Genomic DNA, 18,775 nt, shown 5'->3' with positions numbered 1-18,775 from the left:
TCCGATGGCAATCTGGAACCTGGGCTCGATCAATGCCGACATGGTCTATGCGCTGCCGCACCTGCCGGCGCCGGGTGAAACCCTTGCGGCCAGCGGTTTGCAGCGGTTTCTGGGCGGCAAGGGCGCGAACATGTCGGTTGCGGCGGCACGGGCCGGGGCGCATGTGCGCCACATCGGCGCCGTGGGGGCCGACGGGCTGTGGGCGCGCGACCGGTTGACCGAATACGGGGTCGACACGCGGCACATCGCGCAGGTCGATCAGCCCACGGGCCATGCGATCATCGCCGTGGATGCGCAGGGCGAAAACCTGATCATCCTGTACCCCGGCGCCAACCATGCGATCGGAGCCGGTCAGGTTTCCGCCGCGCTGGCAGACTCTGACACGGGCGGTCTTCTGGTGTTCCAGAACGAGACCACCGCACAGGTCGAGGCCGCGAAGCTGGGCCGCGAGCGGGGTCTGACGGTGTGCTGTGCCGCAGCCCCCTTCAGCGCAACGGCGGTGCAGGCGGTGCTGCCCTATCTGGATTTCCTGATCCTGAACGAGGTCGAGGCCGCCCAGCTGCAACAGGCCACAGGGATGGCTCCGGCCGATCTGCCGGTCGAGCATGTGATCGTCACGCTGGGGTCAAAAGGCGCCCGCTATCATCAACGCGGGCAGGCGGCGGCAGAGTTTCCTGCCCACAAGGTCAAGGCCGTGGACACGACCGGGGCCGGGGACACCTTTACCGGATATGTTCTGGCGGGAATGGACCGGGGGATGCCGATGGCGCAGGCCATCACCCAAGCCAACCGGGCCGCTGCCCTGATGGTGATGCGGCCTGGTACGGCGGACGTCATTCCCGATCTGAAAGAGGTGCGCGAGGCCGCGCTGGATTAAGATCCGGCAAACGGCGCGGCGTTGCCCCACAATTGCCGGACCCGTGCATCGCGGCCGCAGGCCTTGCGATAGGCCTTGTAGGCATTCAGCTGGCGTTTCGGCCCGAACCGGGTGAACACCAGCTTTTTGCCCTTGTAGTAATCCTGATGATAGGCCTCGGCCGGATAGAACGCCCCAAGCGACAGGACCGGAGTCACGATGGCCTGACCGAGCGCACGCTGTGCTTCGGCCTTGCTGCGTTCAGTCAAAGCTTTTTCGCCTGTGTCAGAGACGAAAATCGCGGTGCGATAGCTGTCGCCCCGGTCACAGAACTGTCCACCGGCATCGGTGGGATCGACCGAGCGGAAAAACAGGTTCAGCAGGGTTTCACGGGAAACGCGGGCCGGATCGAAGGTGATCTGCACCGCCTCGTAATGGCCGGTGCCGCCGCTCGTGACCTGGCTGTAGGTGGGGTTCGGAGTCGTGCCGCCGGTGTAACCCGAAACCGCCTCGATCACGCCGGGCACGGATTCGAAATCGGCCTCGACGCACCAGAAACAGCCGCCCGCCACGGTCAGCGTCTCGGTTCCGGCCGCCGGGGAAGGCTGAGCGCGCAGGATCAGCGCCAGCGCAATCAGCGCAAACAGAAGGGTCAGCTTGATCTGGTCGAGGCAACGGGTCATGGCGGATCTCCTTTCCGCCTCAGGCTGCCGCGCAACGGGGCGGCTGACAATCGGCTGAAACCGTTTGTCACGCGGTGGTGAGACGAGTTTATCGCCTAGCCCAGCAACTGCCCCAGCTTCATCGCGACGCCCATGTCGCCCGAGATCTTGAGCTTGCCCATCATCACCCCGGTCATCGGGTTCAGCTTGCCGGTCAGCAGTTTGCCCAGGTTTTCGCGCGAGATGCGGATGGTGCAATCGGTTTCGCGGTCCTGGGTTGTGGCCGTGTTGTCGGCCAGAACGATCACGCCATCGGCGCCGCAATCGAATTTCAACGAGCCGTCAAAGCGTTTGTCGGCCAGCCCTTTCTGGATTCCCTCGGCGATCTCCTGCAGCATCCCTGCCTCCCTTTTTCGCACTTGCCTTCGGGGTGACAGAGGGCAGGGTCCGGGGCAAGCGTGACCTTACGTGTTCAGCCCAGGGCCTGCTGCGTGCGCGGGCAGGGCTGCCCCCCATAGAACGCATCCAGAACCGCCTGGAATTCGGAGGGCGCATCGGGCACGGCGGAAAACAGGGTCATGGATGATCGCAGCTTCTTGGCATCCACCTTGCCGAGAATCTCGGCCGGGTCCTTGCCCGCATGGGTCAGCATCAGCTGGGCCACCTCGGTCAGGCGGCGGCGCAGTTCGGGGTGGGCAAGATAGGCCGCAGCCTCGTCCAGATCCTCGATCCCGTAGAGCTGCGCCATATGCGACTGGCCCAGCTCGGCCAGTTGCGGAAAGACGAACCACATCCAATGGCTGGTCTTCTGCCCCTGTTCCAGTTCACGCAGGACATCGGACCAGACCGTGTCCTGCGCTTCGATGAACATTTCCAGTTCGTCGTCTATGCCGTCATCCTCGGTCACTTGGACAACCGCTTGTCGCGTGCCGCCAGCAGTTTCAGTCGCAGCGCGTTCAACTGGATGAAGCCTGCGGCGTCTTTCTGGTCATAGGCGCCGGCGTCTTCCTCAAAAGTCACATGCGCCTCGGAATACAGCGAGTGATCCGACCAGCGGCCGACGGTCGAGGCCAGACCCTTGTACAGCTTCACGCGGACGGTGCCGGTGACATGTTCCTGGCTCTTGTCGATGGCGGCCTGCAGCATCTCGCGCTCGGGGCTGTACCAGAAGCCGTTGTAGATCAGCTCGGCATATTGCGGCATCAGTTGGTCCTTCAGGTGCATCGCGCCGCGGTCCATGGTGATGGATTCGATGCCGCGATGCGCCTCCAGCAGGATGGTGCCGCCCGGTGTCTCATAGATGCCGCGCGATTTCATGCCTACGAACCGGCCCTCGACCAGATCCAGACGGCCGATGCCGTGCTTGCCGCCGTATTCGTTCAGCTTGGTCAGGATGGTGGCGGGGCTCATCGCCTCGCCATTGATGCTGACCGGGTCGCCTTTTTCGAAGCCGATCTCGATATATTCGGGCTCGTTCGGGGCGTCCTCGGGGTGGACGGTGCGCTGATAGACATAGTCGGGCGCCTGAACGGCGGGATCTTCCAGAACCTTGCCCTCGGACGAGGTGTGCAGCAGGTTCGCATCGACCGAGAAGGGTGCCTCGCCGCGCTTGTCCTTGGCGATCGGGATCTGGTGCGCCTCTGCAAATTCCAGCAGCTTGGTGCGGCTGGTCAGGTCCCACTCGCGCCAAGGCGCGATCACTTTGATGTCGGGGTTCAGCGCATAGGCCGCCAGTTCGAACCGCACCTGGTCATTGCCTTTGCCGGTGGCGCCATGCGCCACCGCGTCAGCGCCGGTTTCCTTGGCGATCTCGATCAGGCGCTTCGAGATCAGCGGACGCGCGATCGAGGTACCCAGCAGGTACAGCCCTTCGTACTGCGCATTGGCGCGGAACATCGGGAAGACGAAATCGCGGACGAATTCCTCGCGGATGTCCTCGATATAGATGTTCTCGGGCTTGATCCCCAGCAGCTCGGCCTTCTGTCGGGCGGGCTCAAGCTCTTCGCCCTGACCCAGATCAGCGGTGAAGGTCACCACCTCGCAGCCATACTCGGTCTGCAGCCATTTCAGGATGATCGAGGTATCAAGGCCACCGGAATAGGCCAGAACAACTTTCTTGGGCGCGGACATCTGACTTCCCCTTATGCGTAAGACGATTGGCCCCTAGCGGGTTTTCGACGTGGGGGCAAGAAGCTGTGGATTGACCGGGCGGCGGAATTGCAGTCAAACGGTATCAACCATGGATTGATTAAGGAAATTTCGGAATGCTCGGATGGAATATTTTTGCCCACTCGCTTCGGATGGTTTTTTGCAATCTCAAGCAGGTGGCGCAAATCGTTATCGGTCCGGCCGTAATCGGAACGGTTGCAATCATCGGCCTGTTCATGGTGTCCGGAATTCCACTCGAGGCATTTGATGACAACCCGAACGGGCTACCGCCGGGGGTGAATCCGGGGGCCCTTATTCTGTTCGCGTTTCTCGTGTTCGTCGTGATGGTCCTCATCATGGGCTGGATCGCGGTGGCCTGGCACAGATACATTCTTCTGGAAGAGTATCCTTCCGGCGTGCTGCCCACCTTTCGGTTCGATCGCATTCTGGCCTATTTCGGACGCGGGCTGATGCTGGGGATCCTGATGGCAATTGCGTTTCTGCCGATGGGGATCCTGACAGGCATGCTGGGCGAAGGACTGATCGCCGTTTCGATCATCCTGACCATCGGCTACATGGTTTTCCTGGCTATTTGCTTCTATCGGCTGTCCATCATCCTGCCGGCTGCGGCAATCGGCCAGCCGATCACGCTGACCGAGGCTTGGAACAACACTCCGGGCACCGCAGGAACAATCGTCGTTCTTATCGTGGTCTCGTTCCTGTTTCAGTTCCTTGTTCAGCTGGCGATCGGAGTTTTGTCGATCATTCCGGTACTGGGTGTATTGATCGCCCTGTTTTTCGGGATCCTGATCCTGCCGATGATCAACGTCAGCATCCTGACCACGATGTACGGCGTGTTCATCGAAAAGCGCGAACTGGGCTGATCGCCCGTACACCGATGTATTCCTTGCCCTTGTCGGCCTGATGGGGCAGGGAATGCGGCATGAGTGATTTCATGACCCGCGCCCGCGCCGCCGAACAGGCGATGCGCACCGTGTTTCCTGCAACACCGTTGCAGCGCAATGCCCATCTGTCCGAGAAACATGAAGCCGACATCTGGCTGAAACGCGAAGACCTCAGCCCGGTGCGATCCTACAAGATCCGCGGCGCGTTCAACGCCATGCGCAAGCAGCAGGGACAGGACCTGTTCGTCTGCGCCAGCGCTGGCAACCACGCGCAGGGCGTGGCCTTTATGTGCAAGCACATGGGGGTCAAAGGCGTGATCTTCATGCCGGTGACGACACCTCAGCAAAAGATCCAGAAGACCCGAATCTTTGGTGGCGACAACGTCGAGATCCACCTGACTGGCGACTATTTCGACCACACGCTTGCCGCGGCTCAGGACTGGTGCGCGCAGCAGGGCGGGTATTTCCTGTCGCCCTTCGACGATGACGACGTGATCGAGGGGCAGGCCTCATTGGCCGTCGAAATCGAGGAACAGCTGGGCCGCCTTCCCGATCACGTGGTGCTGCCGGTGGGTGGTGGCGGCATGTCCTCGGGTGTGGCGACATGGTTCGGCGACCGCACCCATTGCCTGTTCGTCGAGCCCGCGGGCGGGGCCTGTCTGCGCGCGGCGCTGGCGGCGGGCCATCCGGTGGCGCTGGACAAGGTGGACAATTTCGTCGACGGCGCGGCGGTGGGCCGGATCGGAGACAAGCCGTTCCAGCTGTTGCGTGACCGGCACCTGTCGGACGTGATCGTTCTGTCCGAGGACCGCATTTGCACCACCATGATCGAGATGCTGAACGTAGAAGGCATCGTGCTGGAACCCGCCGGCGCTCTGGCGATCGAGGCGGTGGGCGACGTCCAAAGCTTTGTGCGCGGCAAGACGGTCGTCTGCGTCACCTCGGGCGGGAATTTCGATTTCGAGCGTCTTCCCGAGGTCAAAGAGCGCGCGCAGCGCTACTCGGGCGTCAAGAAGTACTTCATCCTGCGCCTGCCGCAGCGGCCCGGAGCGCTGAAGGAATTTCTGAACATCCTCGGCCCCGAAGATGACATCGCCCGGTTTGAATACATGAAGAAATCGGCGCGCAATTTCGGTTCGGTCCTGATCGGGATCGAGACCAGCAAGCCGGACAATTTCCTGCGCCTGTTTGCGCATCTCGACGATGCCGGGTTCGTCTATACCGACATCACCGAGGACGAGACGCTGGCGCAGTTCGTGATCTGACCGATTACAGGATGTCCTTTAAGCCGGACATGAATTCCGCGCGCGAGCGGTCAAAAGCCGCGATGACCGCGTCCAGATCGACTTCCGCCCCATGGCCCGCAGCAGCGCGCCGTTCGCCATCCTGACAGAGTTTGGACAGGCTCTCAAAACCAAGGCTCAATGCACTGCCCTTGAGGAAATGCAGGTTCTGCTCAAGCGCGGATCGGTCGGTGTCCGACGTCAAGCGGCCCATGACCTCACCGACTTCATCCAGAAAAATCCGGACGACCTCGTCGAACTCCTCGGACCCGACTTCATCACGCAGCTGGCGCACCCTTGGCCAGTGTATCATCACCGTCCTCCACCTTGACCGAAACCGTCTCTGAATACCGGTCCGGGGTAAAATCCGGGTTAAGCCGCTGCGGTGAACAGCTTTCATCGGTTGTTAAGCCGTGCGCCATAGCTTTGCCGCACCCCCGTAGGAAAATGCGCAGAGGTTTCGCGTGCGAGTGTCCAGCCAAATTGAGGCCAAGGCTGACCTGGATTTTGGAGCCATCCGGACTGTGCTGGTGGTCGATGACAGCCGCCTGCAACGCCGTATTCTGGTGGCGTCGCTGAAGAAATGGGGATTCACGGTTGTCGAGGCCGACAGCGGTGAAGAAGCGATCGAGATCTGCAAGAAGGGCCTGCCCGATCTGGTGCTCAGTGACTGGGTGATGCCGGGCATGGGCGGGCTGGAATTCTGCCGCGCGTTCCGCGCGTTGGAGAACGACCAGTACACCTATTTCATCCTTCTGACCTCAAAAAGTGAGAAGCAGGAAGTCGCGCGCGGTCTGGATGCCGGTGCGGATGATTTCCTGATCAAACCGCTTGAAGCAGACGAGTTGCGGGCCCGCATTTCGGCAGGGGCCCGCATTCTTGATATGCAGCGCGAACTTTCGGACAAGAACCGGTTGATCGAAACCGCTTTGGCCGAACTGCGCCTTGCTCATGACGCCATCGACAAGGATCTGATCCAGGCGCGCAAGATTCAGGAATCACTGGTGCCGGAACTCTATCGGGAATTTGGTAGGTCCCGGGTCAGCCTGCTGCTCAAACCCTGCGGTCACATCGGAGGTGACCTGGTGGGGATGTTTTCGCCGGGCGCGAACCGGATCGGGTTCTACAGCATCGACGTCTCCGGCCACGGTATCACGTCAGCAATGATGACAGCGCGGTTGGGCGGGTATCTGACCAGCCAGCATTTCGATCAGAACGTCGCAATGGAGAAGCGGTTCAACAAGTTCTACGCCTTGCTGCCACCCGAGCAGGTAGCCGCCATCCTGAATGCCCGCCTGATGGCCGACACGGGGATCGAGGAATATTTCACCATGGTCTACGCCATCGTGGATCTGCGGAACGGCCACCTGAGAATGGTTCAGGCTGGGCACCCCCATCCACTGCTGTTGCGCCGGACCGGCCGGGCGGAGTTCCTTGGGGATGGCGGCCTGCCCATCGGATTGCTGCCCGATGTGGCGTTCCAGCAGACCGAAACCTATCTGCAGCGCGGTGACAAGCTGCTGTTGTACTCGGACGGCTTCACTGAATGTCGTGTCAAAAACGGTGATCTGCTGGATGAGGATGGGCTACAACGGATGGCGCTGGAATGTCTTGGAGCAAACAGCGGGCCTGAGTTTCTGGACGACATGTTCTGGCGATTGACTCAAGGCATGCCGCCGGGCACCGGGATGGAGGATGACGTATCAGCCGTGTTTTTCGAGTACAACGGAAACTAAAGCCCGGATAGATGCAGCCGCGCGAAGTGCCGGTCGCCTGCATTGCCCAACATGTGAACCGCATCGCCGGTATTCATCCAAACCGCCTCGTGAAAGGGCTCGGTCGGTGGTCCTTTGCGTTGAACCGGGCGGGCTCGGTAGATGAGGCAGACCTTCTCGGCCCACAAATCATATTCGGGCATGTAGGTGAATCGCCGGAACGCGCCAACCCGCCGCGGGTCCGCGATCGACCAACCGGTTTCTTCGAACACCTCGCGATGCAGGGCGACAATCGGCGACTCGCCGGCGTCGATCCCGCCACCGGGCAGCTGCAAGTCGGGTCCGGGTTCGGTCTGGCAGGTCAGCAGCAGGCTGGCCCCGCGCGGCAGCAGCGCATAGACGCCGACCCGGCGCGTGTATTTCCGCCCCGGTTCCGGGGTTTCGCCGAACCGTCTGATCATGTTAAGGACCCTTCCAACCCCGAATGTACGACCTATATGGTGGCGATATGCCAACTTGCGGCGCTTAAGGAAACCCCATGTCTCTTGGAACGAAAATCGCGTGGGACGATACCGTCCTGCCCTTTCAACTTGATGTATCGGATATGCGTGGCCGCGTGGCCCGGCTGGACGGGGTGCTGGACGGCATCCTGAAGCAGCACAACTACCCCGCGCAGGTCGAGGCGCTGGTGGCCGAGATGGCCTTGCTGACCGCGCTGATCGGCCAGACCGTCGCGCTGCGCTGGAAGCTGTCGCTGCAGGTTCAGTCCAAGGGGCCCGTGCGGATGATCGCCACTGACTATTACGCCCCGCGCGAAGAGGGTCAGCCCGCCCAGATCAGGGCCTATGCCAGCTTTGACCGCGACCGTCTGACCGAAGGTGCTCCCTTTGATCAGGTGGGCGAGGGATACTTTGCGATCCTGATCGACCAGGGCAAGGGGACGCAACCCTATCAGGGGATCACGCCGCTGGCCGGAGGATCGCTCAGCGCCTGCGCCGAGGCGTATTTCGCGCAGTCCGAACAGCTGCCGACCCGCTTCTCGCTCAGCTTTGGCCGGTCGACCGAGCCGGGTGTGGGCGAACGCTGGCGCGCCGGCGGCATCATGCTGCAGCACATGCCAAAGGCGTCTCCGTTTGTCGCCAGCGGCGAGGGTACGGGCGAAGTTCTGACAGCCGCCGATCTGGTCGATGGTCAGGAAGAAGAGAACTGGGGCCGGGTCAACATACTGCTGGACACGGTCGAGGATCTGGAAATGATCGGACCATCCGTGGCGCCGACCGATCTGCTGGTGCGCCTGTTCCACGAGGAACAGCCCCGCGTGTACGAGGCCCAGTCGGTGCAGTTCGGCTGCACCTGCTCCGAGGACCGCGTGCGTCAAAGCCTGTCGATCTACTCGGCCCAGGACATCGAGAAGATGACCACGGATGAAGGCACCGTGACCGCCGACTGCCAGTTCTGCGGCGCGCATTACGTGCTGGATCCGAAATCCGTCGGGTTCGAGGCAGAAGATCCGGATGCCGGCTGACCTGATCCCGCGTCTGAGCGCGGCGCTGGCCCGTCCCGGTGACGGGTCCAGCGACTTCGACCTCAATCCCGGGACGGTTCTGCCTGCGAGGCGCAAGCTGCGCCCCGCAGGTGTTCTGATCGCCGTGGACCTGGCCCGCGACGATCCGCGCCTGATCCTGACCAAGCGGTCTTCGGCCCTGAAACACCATCCGGGGCAGATCGCCTTTCCGGGTGGCAAGCAGGATGACACCGATGCGGATGTGACCGCAACCGCCGTGCGCGAGGCGCAGGAGGAGATCGGCCTGCCGCCGGACCTGCCACGCATTCTGGGTACCTTGCCGGTGCATGAAACCGTCACGTCATTCGCCGTGACACCGGTGGTGGCGGTTCTGGAGCGCGGCTTTGACCCGGTGGCCGAACCGGGTGAGGTGGACGAGGTGTTTTCGGTTCCGCTTGCGCATGTGCTGAACCCTGCGAATTATGTGGTTGAATCGCGCATCTGGCGCGGAACACGGCGGTATTACTTCGCGGTGCCCTTTGGCCCCTACTACATCTGGGGCGCCACGGCCCGCATGTTGCGCGGGTTGGCGGCACGGATGAACGAATGATGCGGATCACCGAAGACTGGATCACGAACCCGGCCACGCAGAACGTGTGTGCGGCGCTGACCGAGGGCGGCGCGCTGGCGCTGTTCGTTGGGGGTTGCGTCCGCAATGCGCTGCTGGGGGCCCCGGTCTCGGATCTCGACATCGCCACCGATGCCCGCCCGCAACAGGTGATGGACCTGGCTGAACGGGCTGGGCTGAAGGCGATTCCGACGGGGATTGATCATGGCACCGTGACCGTGGTCAGCGACGGCAAACCACATGAGATCACAACCTTTCGCCGCGACGTCGAAACCGACGGGCGGCGCGCGGTCGTGGCCTTTTCGGACCAGGTGGAAGAGGACGCCGCCCGCCGCGATTTTACGATGAACGCGCTCTATTCCCGCCCCGACGGCACCATTCTGGATCCGCTGGGCGGCCTGCCCGACCTGCAGGCGCGGCGCGTGCGGTTCATCGGTGCGGCCCAAGATCGCATCCGCGAGGACTATCTGCGCTCGTTGCGGTATTTCCGGTTTCACGCCTGGTATGGCGATGCGCAGGCCGGGATGGACCCGGATGCTCTGGCGGCGATTGCGGCCGATCTGGATGGGCTCGACCGGCTGTCGCGCGAACGGGTCGGGGCCGAGATGCTGAAACTGCTGGCCGCGCCCGATCCGGCCCCATCAGTGGCGGCCATGCGCAGCATCGGCGTTCTGGCGCATCTGCTGCCCGGCGCCGACGATCGGGCGCTGCCGATCCTGATCCATCTTGAATCACAGGCCGGGCTTGCCCCCGACGCGCTGCGCCGTCTGGCAGCCATCGCTGCGCCCGAGGTTGCTGGGACTCTGCGCCTCAGCAAGGCGCAACTGGCCCGCCTGACCCGGATCCGGGACGGCGCGCAATGCGGTGCCGGGGCGGCCGAATTGGGGTATCGGCTGGGCCAGCCAGACGGACAGGACGCGGCCCTTCTGCGCTGCGCCTTTCTGGAACAGCCCTGGACGGCTGAGACGGGCGCGGCCGTTGAAAAAGGGGCCGCAGAGACATTCCCGGTCAGGGCCGCCGATCTGCTCGGGCGCTACTCCGGCCCTGCGCTGGGCGCGAAACTGGCCGAACTGGAGAGCCGCTGGATCGCCTCGGAATTCACGCTGGACCGGGACGCGCTGCTGCAATATTGACGGGAAGTCTCAAAAGGGGATGACAAGCCCGCAGGTGTTCGGCTAGGTTGCGCCTGTCACATGGATGGAGGACTGCGAATGTATTACGGGATCTGGTTCGGCTAAAGCCAGAACACCTGACCCGTACGGGTGGTGTTTTGGCGCCATCTGCTTTCGCATTTTCAATTTTCCTGCTCAATCGGAGCACCTCCATGTTTCGCTATTTCGAAAACCTCGTAGACCCTTTTGTTGCATATGAAGAGGTGGACACGCCGCCGACGCGGCTGTGGCCTTTCATGCTGGATTATTCCCGCCCTTTTCGGCGCGTCTTCTTCTGGGCCGCGCTGATGTCGATCATCGTGGCCGCGGTCGAGATCGGGCTGATCTATTATATGGGCCGGGTCGTCGACCTGCTGGGCGGATCGCCGTCCGAAGTCTGGCAGGCCCAGGGGACCGAGCTGGTTCTGGTGGCGCTGTTCATCCTGTTCCTGCGCCCGATCCTGCATGTGCTGGACGTGCTGTTGCTGAACAACGCGATCCTGCCCAATTTCGGAACGCTGATCCGCTGGCGGGCGCACAAGCACGTTCTGCGCCAGTCGGTCGGTTGGTTCGAGAATGATTTTGCCGGGCGAATCGCCAACCGCATCATGCAGACCCCGCCCGCCGCGGGCGAGGTGGTGTTCCAGGTGTTCGATGCGATCTCGTTCTCGCTGGCCTATCTGATCGGCGCGGCGATCCTGCTGATGGCTGCCGATCCGCGCCTGCTGCTGCCGCTGCTGATCTGGTTCGCGCTCTATGCGCTGCTGGTGCGCTGGACGGTACAGAGGGTCGGGCCGGCGTCGCAGGCCGCGTCCGATGCGCGGTCCACGGTGACGGGTCGGGTGGTGGACAGCTATACCAACATCCACTCGGTGAAGATGTTCGCCCATGCTCAGCAGGAGCTCGACTATGCGCGTGAAGCGATCGAAGAGACCCGGCGCACCTTCCAGACCGAAATGCGTATCTTCACCATCATGGATGCCGTTCTGGTCGCGCTGAACGGCGTGCTGATCATTGGTGTGGTCGGCTGGGCCATTTACCTGTGGATGCAGGGCAGTGCCTCGGTCGGGGTGGTGGCGGCGGCCACCGCGCTGACGCTGCGGCTGAATGCCATGACCGGCTGGATCATGTGGGCGCTGACCAGCTTCTTCCGCCAACTGGGCGTCGTGGCCGAAGGGATGGAGACCATCGCCCAGCCCGTCGACCTGCTGGATGCGCCGGGCGCCAAGGCGCTGCAACTGACCGATGGCCGGATCGAGATCCGCGACCTGTCGCACCACTACGGCCGCGAGACCGGCGGGCTGGATCATGTCAATCTGACCATCCAGCCGGGCGAGAAGGTCGGGCTGATCGGGCGCTCGGGGGCCGGGAAGTCGACCTTGGTCAAGCTGCTTTTGCGGTTCTACGACGTGGAAAGCGGTGCGATCCTGATCGACGGGCAGGACATCCGCACCGTCACCCAGGACAGCCTGCGCCGCAATATCGGCATGGTTCAGCAGGACAGCGCGCTGCTGCACCGCTCGGTGCGCGACAACATCCTGTATGGCCGCCCCGATGCCACCGAAGACCAGATGATCGCCGCCGCCAAACAGGCCGAGGCGCATGACTTCATCCTCGACCTGCAGGACCCGCAGGGCCGCACCGGCTATGACGCCCATGTGGGCGAGCGCGGCGTCAAGCTGAGCGGCGGGCAGCGGCAGCGGGTGACGCTGGCGCGGGTGATCCTGAAGGACGCGCCGATCTTGTTGTTGGACGAGGCCACATCCGCCCTAGATTCCGAGGTCGAAGCCGCTATCCAGGAGACGCTATACGGTATGATGCAGGGCAAGACCGTGATCGCCATCGCGCACCGGCTCAGCACCATCGCCCAGATGGACCGCATCCTGGTGATGGACGGAGGCCGGATCGTCGAGGAAGGCACCCATGCCGATCTTTTGGAGCAGGGCGGTCTTTACGCCCAGTTCTGGGCGCGCCAATCTGGCGGCTTCATGAACCCCGAGGCCGCGGACGAGGCAGCAGAATGACGGTCGCAGACCTGATCAAACCGTTTGAACCCACCCAGACGCCCCCGCCGCAAAGGCTGGGGGCGTTCATTCGCTGGTGCCTGACAGGGGCCTGGCCCATGTTGTTCGCCGCTGCGCTGTTTTCGGCCCTGGCAGGCGCGATGGAGGCCGGAACCGCCTGGATTCTGGGCTGGGTGATCGACATCGCGACCGCCAGCGGCCCCGAGAACTTTCTGACACCGAGAAACCTGTGGATGATCCTGGGCGCCGTGGCGTTCTTCATGCTGATCCGGCCGCTCCTGTTCGGGCTATCCTCGGTGTCGAACAACTATATCGTCATGCCCAACATCCCGCCGCTGGTGCTGGCCAAGCTGAACCGCTGGACGCTGGGCCAGTCCGTCACCTATTTCGACGACGATTTTGCCGGCCGCATCGCCCAGAAACAGATGCAGACGGCCAATGCCCTGACCTCGGTCGTATCGGAAACCATCAGCGCCATCGTCTTTGCCTTGGCGTCGCTCGTGGGATCTTTGCTTTTGTTAGGGTCTATTCATCCCCTGGTCATGCTGCCCTTCGTGGCCTGGCTGGCAGTGTATTTCCTGCTGGTGCGCTGGTACCTGCCACGGATCCGCACGCGCTCGGCCGCGCGCGCCGGGGCACGGGCGATGGTGTCGGGACAAGTGGTGGACACGATCACCAACATCAAGACGGTCAAGCTGTTTGCCCATTCCGAGTTCGAGGATCAGGCCGCCCGCGACTCGATGGTTGCGCTGCGCGACAAGTCGCTGGCTTTTGGCAAACTGTCGGCCAGTTTCCGGTTCATTTTGATGACCTTGGCGGGGCTTCTGCCGGTCCTGCTGTTGGGCGCGACGCTGTGGCTGTGGCAGGCCGGGTCGGCGACCACCGGGGATATCGTGGCGGCGGGCGCCATTTCGATCCGCATCGCGCAGATGACGGGCTGGGTCAGCTTCACCCTGATGGGGATCTACGCCCATGTGGGCGAGATCGAGAACGGCATGAAGACCCTGGCGCGGCCCGACCGGGTCGAGGATGCGCCGGACGCCACCGAGCTGACGGTGCCCGAGGGCCGGATCGAGTTTCGCGATGTCAGCTTTGCCTATGGTCGCGACGTGGGCGGGGTCTCGGACCTGACGCTGACGGTGCAGCCGGGGGAGAAACTGGGAATCGTCGGTGCCTCGGGGGCGGGGAAGTCCACCCTGGTTTCGCTGCTTCTCAGGCTCTACGACAGGGAAAATGGGCAGATTCTGATCGACGGGCAGGACATTGCCCGCGTCACGCAGGACAGCCTGCGCCGCCAGATCGGCATGGTCACGCAGGAAACCGCGATGTTCAACCGCTCGGCCCGCGACAACATCTTGTACGGCCGGCCCGATGCTAACGAAGACCAGATGAATGCCGCCGCCAAAAAGGCCGAGGCGCATGATTTCATCCTCGATCTGCAGGACGGCCAAGGGCGCAAGGGCTATGACGCCCATCTGGGCGAGCGCGGCGTCAAACTGAGCGGCGGCCAGCGTCAGCGCATCGCGCTGGCCCGCGCGATCCTGAAGGACGCGCCGATCCTCGTGCTGGACGAGGCGACCTCGGCGCTGGATTCCGAGGTCGAGGCCGCGATCCAGACCGCGCTGCACCGGGTGATGGAGGGCAAGACCGTTCTGGCCATCGCCCACCGCCTGTCCACGCTCAGCGAGATGGACCGGATCATCGTTCTGGATCACGGGCGCATCGTGGAAAGCGGGCCGCATGACACTCTGCTGGCGCAGGGCGGGTTGTATGCGCGGTTCTGGCACCGTCAATCGGGCGGGTTCATCCAGACCGAGGCCGCCGAATAAGGGTTTTGTTGGCGCATCAGCCCGGCTATCAGGCAGGCCATGACGCAGGAATACACCATTCTCCGCCTCGGGCATCAGGGCGACGGCATCGCCGAGGGCCCGGTCTATGCCCCCCGAACGCTGCCCGGCGAGCGGGTCAGCGGCGCGCTGGACGGCTCGGTGCTGAGCGATATCAAGGTGCTGACGCCATCGGACGATCGGGTCAAGCCGCCCTGCCGCCACTACAAAAGCTGCGGCGGCTGCCAGTTGCAGCATGCCTCGGACGCCTTCGTGGCCGAGTGGAAAGTCGAGGTGGTGCGTACCGCGCTGGCCGCTCAGGGGCTGCAGGCCGAGATGCGCCCAATCCTGACGTCGCCGCCGCGGTCGCGTCGCCGCGCCACCATCGCTGTGCGCCGCACAAAGAAGGGCGCGCTGGCGGGGTTCCACGGCCGCGCGTCGGACGTGATCACCGAGATCCCGGATTGCCAGCTGCTGGACCCGGCGCTGACCGCCGCCATCCCCGTGGCCAAGGCGCTGGCCGAACTGGGTGGCAGCCGCAAGGGCGTGTTGTCGGTCACCCTGACCCTGTCCGAACCCGGACTGGACGTGGCGGTGCAGGGCGGCAAGCCGCTGGATGGCCCGCTGGAACTGGCGCTTGCGCAGGCGACCGAGCAGCACGGGCTGGCGCGGCTGGCCTGGGATGGCGAGGTGATCGCCATGCGCAACCCACCCACACAGCGGTTCGGTCCGGCGACGGTGGTCCCGCCGCCGGGGGCCTTCCTTCAGGCCACGAAAGACGAAGAACAGGCTCTGACACAGGCGGTTTTGGAGATTATCGGCCCAGCCAAACGAGTGGTTGATCTGTTCGCGGGCTGCGGCACGTTCTCGTTGCCGCTGGCGCAACGGGCCGAGGTTCATGCCGTTGAAGGCGCGGCCGACATGACCCGCTCGCTGGATCAGGGCTGGCGCAAGTCCACGGGACTGAAACAGGTCACGACCGAGGCGCGCGACCTGTTCCGCCGCCCCTTGATGCCGGACGAGCTGTGCCGCTTTGACGCCGTGGTTCTGGACCCGCCACGCGCCGGCGCCGAGGCCCAGGTGGCCGAGCTGGCTCAGGCCCGCCGTCCGGTCATCGCCTATGTGTCCTGCAACCCTGTGACCTTTGCGCGGGATGCAAAAATCCTGGTTCAGGCGGGCTATGCCCTTGAATGGGTCCAAGTGGTTGACCAATTTCGATGGTCATCCCACAGCGAACTGGTGGGCAGCTTCAAACTGGCAAAGACCCCATGACCCAACAGGAGACCCTCCGCATGACGATCCGGCAACGCCTGCAGGCCTTTGTCGAAAACCCTCGGTTTGCGCAATTCATCACCGGCGTCATCCTGGTGAACGCGGTTCTGCTGGGCATGGAAACCTCGGACGGCCTGATGGCCAAATTCGGGCCGGCGATCGTGCTGCTCGACACCATCTGCCTGACCATCTTCGTGGCCGAGATCGCGATGAAACTGGTGGCCAACGGGCGCCGGTTCTTCCTCAATGGCTGGAACATTTTCGATTTCGTGATCGTCGGTATCGCCTTGGTGCCCGGCGGTGCGGGTCTTTCGGTGTTGCGTGCGCTGCGGATTCTGCGGGTGCTGCGGGTGATCTCGGTTGCGCCACGCCTGCGCCGGGTGGTCGAGGGGTTCATCTCGGCGTTGCCGGGTATGGCAAGCGTGTTCTTGTTGATGGCGATCCTGTTCTATATCGGCGCGGTGATCTCGACCAAACTGTTCTCGGACAGCTTTCCGGAGTGGTTCGGTGATCTGGGTCTGTCGGCCTATACCCTCTTCCAGATCATGACGCTGGAAAGCTGGTCGATGGGCATCGTCCGCCCGGTCATGGAGGTCTACCCCTACGCCTGGCTGTTCTTTGTGCCCTTCATCATGGTCACGACCTTTGCGGTCGTGAACCTGTTGGTCGGTCTGATCGTGAATTCGATGCAGGACGCCCACCATGCCGAGGATGAAGTCAAGACGGATGCCTATCGGGACGAGGTGCTGGACCGGCTTGAGTCGATCGAACGCCGCCTGACCGAGCATATGAACAGCAAAAAGTGATTTCCGTTTCTGCCGGATTTTGGCATTATGCGAAAAAACGAGCAGGCAGTGAAATCATGGATCGTCGAGCATTTGGATTGGGTGCACTGGCAACACTGAGCCTTTCGGCTTGTGGAAGTGCGGGGCCCCGGTTTCTGACCTACAACGGACCCGAGGTGACATCCATTGTGGTGAACAAGGGCGCGCGCAAGATGTACCTGCTGCATCACGAGCAGATCTTGCGCGAATATGATGTCGAGCTTGGGTTCGCTCCAAGCGGCACAAAGGTCAAGCGCGGCGACGGTCGCACACCCGAAGGCACCTACCTGATCGACCGCCGCAATCCTCGCAGCCGATATCACCTGTCGCTGGGGATTTCCTATCCCAACAGCCGGGATATCGCCAAGGCAAAGGCGATGGGCTTCGACCCGGGTGGAGACATTTTCATTCACGGCCAACCGAACCTGCGCAAGGAGTTCAAGCGCGCGAAGAAGACGCCGGATTGGACCGCTGGCTGCATCGCCGTCAAGAACGAAGAGATCGAAGAGATCTATGCGATGGTGAACGAAGGTACGTTGATCACCGTGCGTCCCTGATAGGCCGCCATTTCCCGAATCCGAACTGCAGATAGTCGCGCTGATAGGTTTCCTCGGCCAGCGCCTCGAGCTTGTCATCGTAGATCTGATCCAACGAATAGGGCTGGTCCGGCGCGGGCACGCCGGGCTTCGGCGGGGCATTGTGCCCCAGGCCGCGGGCCAGATCCGGTAGCGCGGTGGCCATCTCTTCCTCGCGCATTATGAGGTCGGGCAAGGCAAAGCCCGCAATCCCCTCCAGCATGCGGGCCTGCGTGCACCACAGCCCGTCGACCCGGATTGGGGTCTGGCCAGAAAGATTCAGCTGCAGAAACTCAAGAAACGCCGAAAACGCCTGATAGTGCTGCTCGAGCGAATAGTTTCCATCGCGCACCTGTCCCGGGATCGGCAACTTGAACCCGTTGCGCAGCCGGTTGCGGATTCCGGCATATGCGCCGGGCCCGGTGCCCAGGATCCGTTCGCAAAACACCGAATGTGCCCGCGCCAACGGGTGTCGCAGGACCGTGAATTTCCGGTGACCCGGATGCGCCTTCATCCAGCGGCGCACCTGTTTCTGGTTTCGGTCGGTGATCAGCTCGCCGCCATCCAGTTCGGACATCCATTGAACCACGATCTGTTCCGGTCCACCACGGATCGGCAGATACATCAGCGGCGTTTCCGCGGCCGCGATATGACGCGAAACGGCAGGCCCCCGTCGTGGTTCGAAGTTCGGCGTTCGGTGCAGGTTGAACCGGTCCAGCGCCGCAAGGGCCGCATCCATGGCTTCGGGATTGGTCACCTTTGACAAAGCCGGTTCCGGGTTCTGAGGTTTGAGATCCGGGGCCAGTTGATCCAGACGCGCCTCAACCCCCAGCCATGCCGCCAGTCCGTTCAGAACATCCAGTTGGGTCAGATCCTCGTAACCGATGTAAAATGCGGTCTGGCCAGTTTTTTGCAGCTGATTGACTAAACTCAGCTGAAACGCCTGCTGCTCATCCACGTAGTGCCGAAACTCGTCCCCATCAAACGCAACCTTGGTGGCGCGCCTGCGTTTCACGTTGGTCAGCATCCACTGTTGGGTCTCCCGCGCAATCTTGAGCGAGATGTAGCTGTCCAACGGGTTGCGGTTGAGAATGATCTTTGCGCAGCGCGGATCGTTCAGCGCCATCGCCAGGGCCCGCGGGTCGTGCGAGTGAAAAAACCGGAACCCGTGCAGACCCTCCGGCGCGGAACGCATTGCTTCGATCAGGCGGTCCGGCGCAGCATCCCTGTCTTCCAGTGAAAGCCCCAGCACTTCGGTTGCTTTCGGGTATCCGATGAAGTGCGGATTGAACGCCTCGCCATGACACTGCACGCCGTCCAACGCATTCAGGTTTGCCTCCAGCAGGTTCGACCCGGTGCGCATTTCGGCAAGAATGATGAAATAGTCAAAGTCGGTCGGCAT

The 18,775-nt window shown here is 62.8% G+C and carries 19 protein-coding genes; 12 read left to right on the top strand and 7 right to left on the bottom strand.

Annotation, left to right across the window (positions count from 1 at the left end; all coding sequences use genetic code 11):
- Positions 1 to 4 precede the first annotated feature (4 nt).
- Positions 5 to 877 (top strand): ribokinase, encoded by an 873-nt coding sequence (locus tag ACR0BA_RS16525; RefSeq protein WP_480729034.1) that lies wholly within the window; start codon positions 5 to 7, stop codon positions 875 to 877.
- Here the strand turns inward: ACR0BA_RS16525 and msrA are convergent.
- The 4 genes from msrA to ACR0BA_RS16505 form a co-directional block, all read right to left on the bottom strand.
- Positions 874 to 1,539: a peptide-methionine (S)-S-oxide reductase MsrA gene (gene msrA / locus ACR0BA_RS16520; protein WP_170510640.1), complete on the bottom strand. Its 666-nt coding sequence runs from the start codon at positions 1,537 to 1,539 to the stop codon at positions 874 to 876. The two genes, ACR0BA_RS16525 and msrA, sit on opposite strands and share 4 nt — an antisense overlap.
- A 95-nt stretch (positions 1,540 to 1,634) precedes the next feature.
- A complete protein-coding gene (locus tag ACR0BA_RS16515) occupies positions 1,635 to 1,916 on the bottom strand; it encodes an SCP2 sterol-binding domain-containing protein (protein ID WP_005979840.1) in 282 nt (93 codons plus the stop codon).
- A 74-nt stretch (positions 1,917 to 1,990) separates the two neighbouring features.
- Positions 1,991 to 2,389, bottom strand: coding sequence for a DUF1810 domain-containing protein (locus ACR0BA_RS16510; RefSeq protein WP_480729088.1), 399 nt, complete (start codon positions 2,387 to 2,389; stop codon positions 1,991 to 1,993).
- A 32-nt stretch (positions 2,390 to 2,421) separates the two neighbouring features.
- On the bottom strand, positions 2,422 to 3,648 hold the full coding sequence (locus ACR0BA_RS16505; protein ID WP_093963907.1) for an argininosuccinate synthase: 1,227 nt from the start codon (positions 3,646 to 3,648) through the stop codon (positions 2,422 to 2,424).
- Positions 3,649 to 3,782: 134 nt separating this feature from the next.
- On the opposite strand from ACR0BA_RS16505, the gene ACR0BA_RS16500 reads away from it, so the two are divergent.
- The gene (locus tag ACR0BA_RS16500) at positions 3,783 to 4,550 is read left to right on the top strand and encodes a hypothetical protein (protein ID WP_480729031.1); all 768 of its coding nucleotides are present in this window, start codon (positions 3,783 to 3,785) and stop codon (positions 4,548 to 4,550) included.
- A 59-nt stretch (positions 4,551 to 4,609) separates the two neighbouring features.
- Positions 4,610 to 5,836 (top strand): threonine ammonia-lyase IlvA, encoded by a 1,227-nt coding sequence (gene ilvA / locus ACR0BA_RS16495; protein WP_480729029.1) that lies wholly within the window; start codon positions 4,610 to 4,612, stop codon positions 5,834 to 5,836.
- Positions 5,837 to 5,840: 4 nt separating this feature from the next.
- Here the strand turns inward: ilvA and ACR0BA_RS16490 are convergent, their stop codons facing one another.
- Positions 5,841 to 6,167, bottom strand: a complete 327-nt coding sequence (locus ACR0BA_RS16490) for an Hpt domain-containing protein (protein WP_480729028.1) — start codon at positions 6,165 to 6,167, stop codon at positions 5,841 to 5,843.
- A 157-nt stretch (positions 6,168 to 6,324) separates the two neighbouring features.
- Between ACR0BA_RS16490 and ACR0BA_RS16485 the strand changes: the two genes are divergently transcribed.
- Entirely contained in the window at positions 6,325 to 7,590 is a 1,266-nt protein-coding gene (locus ACR0BA_RS16485) for a PP2C family protein-serine/threonine phosphatase (RefSeq protein WP_480729026.1), read from the top strand.
- Here ACR0BA_RS16485 and ACR0BA_RS16480 read toward each other — a convergent pair.
- Positions 7,587 to 8,030, bottom strand: coding sequence for an NUDIX hydrolase (locus tag ACR0BA_RS16480; protein WP_170363967.1), 444 nt, complete (start codon positions 8,028 to 8,030; stop codon positions 7,587 to 7,589). The genes ACR0BA_RS16485 and ACR0BA_RS16480 overlap by 4 nt on opposite strands.
- 77 nt (positions 8,031 to 8,107) lie before the next feature.
- Here ACR0BA_RS16480 and hslO point away from each other — a divergent pair, with 77 nt between their 5' ends.
- From hslO to ACR0BA_RS16440, 8 genes are all read left to right on the top strand, one after another.
- Positions 8,108 to 9,094: an Hsp33 family molecular chaperone HslO gene (gene hslO, locus ACR0BA_RS16475; protein WP_093963913.1), complete on the top strand. Its 987-nt coding sequence runs from the start codon at positions 8,108 to 8,110 to the stop codon at positions 9,092 to 9,094.
- Positions 9,084 to 9,683 (top strand): CoA pyrophosphatase, encoded by a 600-nt coding sequence (locus ACR0BA_RS16470; protein ID WP_480729024.1) that lies wholly within the window; start codon positions 9,084 to 9,086, stop codon positions 9,681 to 9,683. The genes hslO and ACR0BA_RS16470 overlap by 11 nt, the downstream gene beginning before the upstream one ends.
- The gene (locus tag ACR0BA_RS16465; RefSeq protein ID WP_170434078.1) at positions 9,683 to 10,834 is read left to right on the top strand and encodes a CCA tRNA nucleotidyltransferase; all 1,152 of its coding nucleotides are present in this window, start codon (positions 9,683 to 9,685) and stop codon (positions 10,832 to 10,834) included. Before ACR0BA_RS16470 ends, ACR0BA_RS16465 begins: the two co-directional genes overlap by 1 nt.
- A gap of 191 nt (positions 10,835 to 11,025) precedes the next feature.
- Entirely contained in the window at positions 11,026 to 12,876 is a 1,851-nt protein-coding gene (locus ACR0BA_RS16460) for an ABC transporter ATP-binding protein (RefSeq protein WP_480729022.1), read from the top strand.
- Positions 12,873 to 14,705: an ABC transporter ATP-binding protein gene (locus tag ACR0BA_RS16455; RefSeq protein ID WP_480729021.1), complete on the top strand. Its 1,833-nt coding sequence runs from the start codon at positions 12,873 to 12,875 to the stop codon at positions 14,703 to 14,705. The genes ACR0BA_RS16460 and ACR0BA_RS16455 overlap by 4 nt, the downstream gene beginning before the upstream one ends.
- Positions 14,706 to 14,744: 39 nt before the next feature.
- Positions 14,745 to 15,974, top strand: coding sequence for a class I SAM-dependent RNA methyltransferase (locus tag ACR0BA_RS16450; protein WP_480729019.1), 1,230 nt, complete (start codon positions 14,745 to 14,747; stop codon positions 15,972 to 15,974).
- Positions 15,975 to 15,994: 20 nt separating this feature from the next.
- Positions 15,995 to 16,780: an ion transporter gene (locus tag ACR0BA_RS16445; RefSeq protein ID WP_170391366.1), complete on the top strand. Its 786-nt coding sequence runs from the start codon at positions 15,995 to 15,997 to the stop codon at positions 16,778 to 16,780.
- Positions 16,781 to 16,836: 56 nt separating this feature from the next.
- On the top strand, positions 16,837 to 17,355 hold the full coding sequence (locus ACR0BA_RS16440) for a L,D-transpeptidase family protein (protein WP_480729018.1): 519 nt from the start codon (positions 16,837 to 16,839) through the stop codon (positions 17,353 to 17,355).
- On the opposite strand, the gene ACR0BA_RS16435 is transcribed toward ACR0BA_RS16440, so the two are convergent.
- Positions 17,339 to 18,775 (bottom strand): nodulation protein NodH, encoded by a 1,437-nt coding sequence (locus ACR0BA_RS16435; RefSeq protein WP_480729016.1) that lies wholly within the window; start codon positions 18,773 to 18,775, stop codon positions 17,339 to 17,341. The two genes, ACR0BA_RS16440 and ACR0BA_RS16435, sit on opposite strands and share 17 nt — an antisense overlap.

This window comes from Ruegeria sp. CI5, from assembly GCF_056536885.1.
Note: the sequence above shows the minus strand (reverse complement) of the source record. Positions and strands in the feature narration are given on the sequence as shown.

What these genes read in the sequence shown, in the direction of transcription:
- ACR0BA_RS16470 (WP_480729024.1), top strand. Translation starts at nt 9,084, where the DNA reads ATGCCGGCTGACCTGATCCCGCGTCTGAGCGCGGCGCTGGCCCGTCCC.
- ACR0BA_RS16515 (WP_005979840.1), bottom strand. Translation starts at nt 1,916, where the DNA reads ATGCTGCAGGAGATCGCCGAGGGAATCCAGAAAGGGCTGGCCGACAAA.
- ACR0BA_RS16500 (WP_480729031.1), top strand. Translation starts at nt 3,783, where the DNA reads ATGCTCGGATGGAATATTTTTGCCCACTCGCTTCGGATGGTTTTTTGC.
- hslO (WP_093963913.1), top strand. Translation starts at nt 8,108, where the DNA reads ATGTCTCTTGGAACGAAAATCGCGTGGGACGATACCGTCCTGCCCTTT.
- msrA (WP_170510640.1), bottom strand. Translation starts at nt 1,539, where the DNA reads ATGACCCGTTGCCTCGACCAGATCAAGCTGACCCTTCTGTTTGCGCTG.
- ACR0BA_RS16460 (WP_480729022.1), top strand. Translation starts at nt 11,026, where the DNA reads ATGTTTCGCTATTTCGAAAACCTCGTAGACCCTTTTGTTGCATATGAA.
- ACR0BA_RS16510 (WP_480729088.1), bottom strand. Translation starts at nt 2,389, where the DNA reads ATGTTCATCGAAGCGCAGGACACGGTCTGGTCCGATGTCCTGCGTGAA.
- ACR0BA_RS16445 (WP_170391366.1), top strand. Translation starts at nt 15,995, where the DNA reads ATGACGATCCGGCAACGCCTGCAGGCCTTTGTCGAAAACCCTCGGTTT.
- ACR0BA_RS16505 (WP_093963907.1), bottom strand. Translation starts at nt 3,648, where the DNA reads ATGTCCGCGCCCAAGAAAGTTGTTCTGGCCTATTCCGGTGGCCTTGAT.
- ACR0BA_RS16435 (WP_480729016.1), bottom strand. Translation starts at nt 18,775, where the DNA reads ATGCCGACCGACTTTGACTATTTCATCATTCTTGCCGAAATGCGCACC.
- ACR0BA_RS16480 (WP_170363967.1), bottom strand. Translation starts at nt 8,030, where the DNA reads ATGATCAGACGGTTCGGCGAAACCCCGGAACCGGGGCGGAAATACACG.
- ACR0BA_RS16440 (WP_480729018.1), top strand. Translation starts at nt 16,837, where the DNA reads ATGGATCGTCGAGCATTTGGATTGGGTGCACTGGCAACACTGAGCCTT.
- ACR0BA_RS16525 (WP_480729034.1), top strand. Translation starts at nt 5, where the DNA reads ATGGCAATCTGGAACCTGGGCTCGATCAATGCCGACATGGTCTATGCG.
- ACR0BA_RS16455 (WP_480729021.1), top strand. Translation starts at nt 12,873, where the DNA reads ATGACGGTCGCAGACCTGATCAAACCGTTTGAACCCACCCAGACGCCC.
- ACR0BA_RS16450 (WP_480729019.1), top strand. Translation starts at nt 14,745, where the DNA reads ATGACGCAGGAATACACCATTCTCCGCCTCGGGCATCAGGGCGACGGC.
- ilvA (WP_480729029.1), top strand. Translation starts at nt 4,610, where the DNA reads ATGAGTGATTTCATGACCCGCGCCCGCGCCGCCGAACAGGCGATGCGC.
- ACR0BA_RS16465 (WP_170434078.1), top strand. Translation starts at nt 9,683, where the DNA reads ATGCGGATCACCGAAGACTGGATCACGAACCCGGCCACGCAGAACGTG.
- ACR0BA_RS16490 (WP_480729028.1), bottom strand. Translation starts at nt 6,167, where the DNA reads ATGATACACTGGCCAAGGGTGCGCCAGCTGCGTGATGAAGTCGGGTCC.